This window comes from Allosphingosinicella sp. (genome assembly GCF_036387215.1).
Taxonomy (GTDB): domain Bacteria; phylum Pseudomonadota; class Alphaproteobacteria; order Sphingomonadales; family Sphingomonadaceae; genus Allosphingosinicella.
The window spans coordinates 1-3,186 of the sequence record NZ_DASVUE010000052.1 but is presented as its reverse complement, the minus strand read 5'-3'; the positions used below and the strand labels follow the sequence as shown (position 1 = coordinate 3,186).

The 3,186-nt window shown below is 65.9% G+C and carries 3 protein-coding genes and 1 pseudogene; 1 reads left to right on the top strand and 3 read right to left on the bottom strand.

Annotated elements, in window-relative coordinates; genetic code table 11:
- Positions 1 to 978, bottom strand: a 978-nt coding sequence (rimO, locus tag VF662_RS02615) for a 30S ribosomal protein S12 methylthiotransferase RimO (RefSeq protein WP_464137376.1), incomplete at its 3' end; no start/stop codon positions are given.
- Between the two features lie 140 nt (positions 979 to 1,118).
- Here rimO and VF662_RS02610 point away from each other — a divergent pair.
- A complete protein-coding gene (locus tag VF662_RS02610; protein ID WP_464137374.1) occupies positions 1,119 to 1,928 on the top strand; it encodes a glycine-rich domain-containing protein in 810 nt (269 codons plus the stop codon).
- Between the two features lie 7 nt (positions 1,929 to 1,935).
- Here the strand turns inward: VF662_RS02610 and VF662_RS02605 are convergent, their stop codons facing one another.
- Together VF662_RS02605 and VF662_RS02600 are read right to left on the bottom strand one after the other, a co-directional pair.
- Positions 1,936 to 2,985, bottom strand: a complete 1,050-nt coding sequence (locus VF662_RS02605; protein WP_464137371.1) for a potassium channel family protein — start codon at positions 2,983 to 2,985, stop codon at positions 1,936 to 1,938.
- A pseudogene (locus VF662_RS02600) lies at positions 2,982 to 3,186 on the bottom strand (5'/3'-nucleotidase SurE); the annotation flags it as partial. The gene VF662_RS02605 and the pseudogene VF662_RS02600, both read right to left, overlap by 4 nt.

Sequence of the window (3,186 nt, the reverse complement as noted above, 5' to 3'; positions counted from 1 at the left end):
CGCCTCGTCCAGCCATTCGAGCAGATATTCGAAATCGGCCTCGGTCTCGCCGGGGAAGCCGACGACGAAGGAGGAGCGGATCGCGATGTCGGGGCAGATCTCGCGCCAGACGCGGAGGCGCTCCAGCACCTTCACCTGGTTCGCCGGTCGCTTCATCGCCTTGAGCACGGACGGGGAGGCATGCTGGAAGGGGATGTCGAGATAGGGGAGCACCAGTCCCTCGGCCATCAGCGGAATGACCTGATCGACGTGCGGGTAGGGATAGACATAGTGCAGCCGCACCCAGGCGCCGAGGCGCCCGAGTTCGCGTGCAAGGTCCGTCATGTGCGCGCGGACTTCGCCGCCTTTCCAAGGCCGCGGCTGGTGGCGGATGTCGACACCGTAAGCCGAAGTGTCCTGGCTGATGACGAGCAGCTCCTTCGTACCGGCGGCGATCAGCTTCTCCGCCTCGCGAAGGATCGCGTCGGGGCGGCGGCTGACGAGGTCGCCGCGGAGCGAAGGAATGATGCAGAAGGCGCAGCGGTGGTTGCAGCCCTCGGAGATCTTCAAATAGCTGTAGTGGCGGGGCGTGAGCTTGAGGCCGCCCTCCGGCACGAGGTTCAGGAACGCGCTCGGCGGCATCGGCGCCGCCTCGTGCACCGCGCCGACCACCTGCTCATATTGATGCGCGCCGGTGACCGCGAGCACCTGCGGGAAGCGGTCGCGGATCACTTCGGCTTCCTTGCCCATGCAGCCGGTGACGATGACTCGGCCGTTTTCGGCGATCGCTTCCCCGATCGCCTCGAGGCTCTCCTCCTTGGCGCTGTCTAGGAAGCCGCAGGTGTTGACCAGCACGACGTCCGCGCCCGCATAATCGGGCGACATCTGGTAGCCGTCCGACCTCAGCTTGGTGAGGATGCGCTCGGAATCGACGAGGTTTTTCGGACAGCCGAGCGAAACCATGCCGACCTTGGGCGGTGAGGGAAGTATCGTTGCCATGGGAGGCGCCCACATAGTGGCAAACGCCTGATTTTCCTAGGGGCAGCGCGAACGCCGAACTCCGCGTCATGTCATTGTCTAGTAATATAGTAGAGATAAGATCGATACTGCCGAGTCGAACTCCATCGAGGAGAGATGAAATGGCAGTTGAGAGACAGATGTCCGCCGTCGCCGCAATCGAGGCGGATTGGCATTCAACAGAGCTTTGGCAGGCACTTGAAGGCATGCGCATCGAGCCCGAAGGGGCTGCCCTGAGCTTTGAGGCCCGGCTTGCAAGGGAAAATGGCTGGAGCCGCGGCTACGCACGTGCGGTCCTCCACGAATATCGCCGCTTCCTCTACCTCGCGGCGACGGGAGAGCAGGCGGTGACCCCTTCGGACGAGGTCGACCAGGCGTGGCACCTGCACCTCGCTTACACCCGCCATTATTGGGGCGTGCTTTGCGGTGAGATCCTGAAGCGGCCGCTGCACCACGGCCCGACCGCGGGCGGCGAGGCGGAAGGCGCCCGCTACCGGAAGCAATATTCGGATACTCTCGGGCGCTATCGGAAGATCTTCGGCGAGGAGCCTCCAGCTGCCATTTGGCCAGCGCCGAGCGATCGGTTCCGGGGCCGCCAGGTACGCGTGGACGTTTCCCGCTACTGGCTGGTGCCGAAAGCGCTGCCGGGCCGGGGAGCGGTGGCTGCCGGCTCGGGCCTGGTCGCCGCCTGCTCAATCCTCACCGGCGCCGATGGCGGTGGCGGTAGCGTGAACTTCACGACGTTCATGGGCGCAGTGCTCGTCATGGTGCTGATCGTGGCAGTCCTCGCTTCCGTCAAAGCGGCTCGCAGGAAAGATGACGGGTCGGGAGGCGGCTGCGGCGGCACCGGCATCGATGGAGGCGGTTGCGGCGAGGGAGGTGGCGGCTGCGGCTCGGGTTGCGGCGGCGGCTGCGGGGGTTGCGGCGGCTAGAGGAGGATCAGCCGAGGTCCGCTTCGCGCTCCTTGGTGGGAAGGATTTCGACGATCCAGTCGCCGGGCATCAGAGCGCGGGCTTCGGCCTCCCAGAAGCCGTAGGGCTTGCCGCCCCGGTAGACGCGGACGCCGAGCCCCTTGGCGAGGGCGGAAAGGGGCTTGCCGCATTCGTCGGGACGGATTTCCCGCTCCGAGAGCCTGACCCGGCCGTGGCTGGAGGCGAGGTCGGCGATATAGTCCGAGATGTGCGCTCCATGGGTGGAGCCGGCGAGCAGGAGCCCGGCGAAGCTCACCGGATTGATCACCGTGGTTGCGCCGGCCTGGCGGGCGAGCAGCTCATTGTCTTCATTGCGGACGGCGACGCTGATCTTGAGCTCCGGTGCGAGGTGCCGGGCGGTGAGGGTGATGAGGATTGCGGTGTCGTCGCGGCCGGCCGACACGATCATCGCCTGCGCCTCGGCGATCCGGACCGCCTGCAGCGTCTTGTCGCGCGTGGCGTCGGCCTCGACCACCGCGCAGCCGAGCGACTGCGGGCGCTCGAGCGCTTCGGGGTTGGGATCAATGACGACGATCTCCTGCGGACCGGCTCCGCGGGCGAGAAGCTCGTCCAGGGCCTCCGCGCCGCTGGTGCCGAAGCCGGCGATGATGATGTGGTTGGAAAGGTTCTGCTGAATGCGTTCCATGCGCCATCTGTCCCATGTGCGTCGGAAGACGAAGGTGTAGGCCGTGCCGATGAAGATCAGCACGAAGAAGATCCGGATCGGGGTGACGACGAACGCGTCGAACATGCGCGCCCGGTCGCTGGTTGGAACGATGTCGCCATAGCCCGTGGTCGTGATGCTGATCATCGTGAAATAGATGACGTCGAGGAAGCTGACATGGCCGTCGAAGCTGTCCTTGAGCCCCCCGCGCTCCAGCCAGTGGATCGCCACCGCAAGCAGCAGCAGGCCGAGGACCAGCGCCACACGCCACCCGATCTGCGCCCAGATCGGAAGAGGGCTGTTCCGTCGCAGCGTCACCCGGTCGGGACCGCGAGGGCGCTTGTACCGCATCATGGGTAGAGCCCGGCAAGCCTTCCAAGGGACGGCCCGTGGGTGAGATCGAGGTGGAGCGGAGTCACCGCGACATAACCGTCGGCGATCGCCTCGAGGTCCGTGGAATGGCTCGGAGTCTCGATCATGGGCCCGAGGCCGAACCAGAAATAATCGTAGCCGCGCGGATCGGTGCGCTGGGTGAGGCGGAGCCGGCCATAGTCG

Coding starts and splice junctions, on each gene's coding strand:
- VF662_RS02610 (WP_464137374.1), top strand. CDS start 1,119: ATGGCAGTTGAGAGACAGATGTCCGCCGTCGCCGCAATCGAGGCGGAT.
- VF662_RS02605 (WP_464137371.1), bottom strand. CDS start 2,985: ATGATGCGGTACAAGCGCCCTCGCGGTCCCGACCGGGTGACGCTGCGA.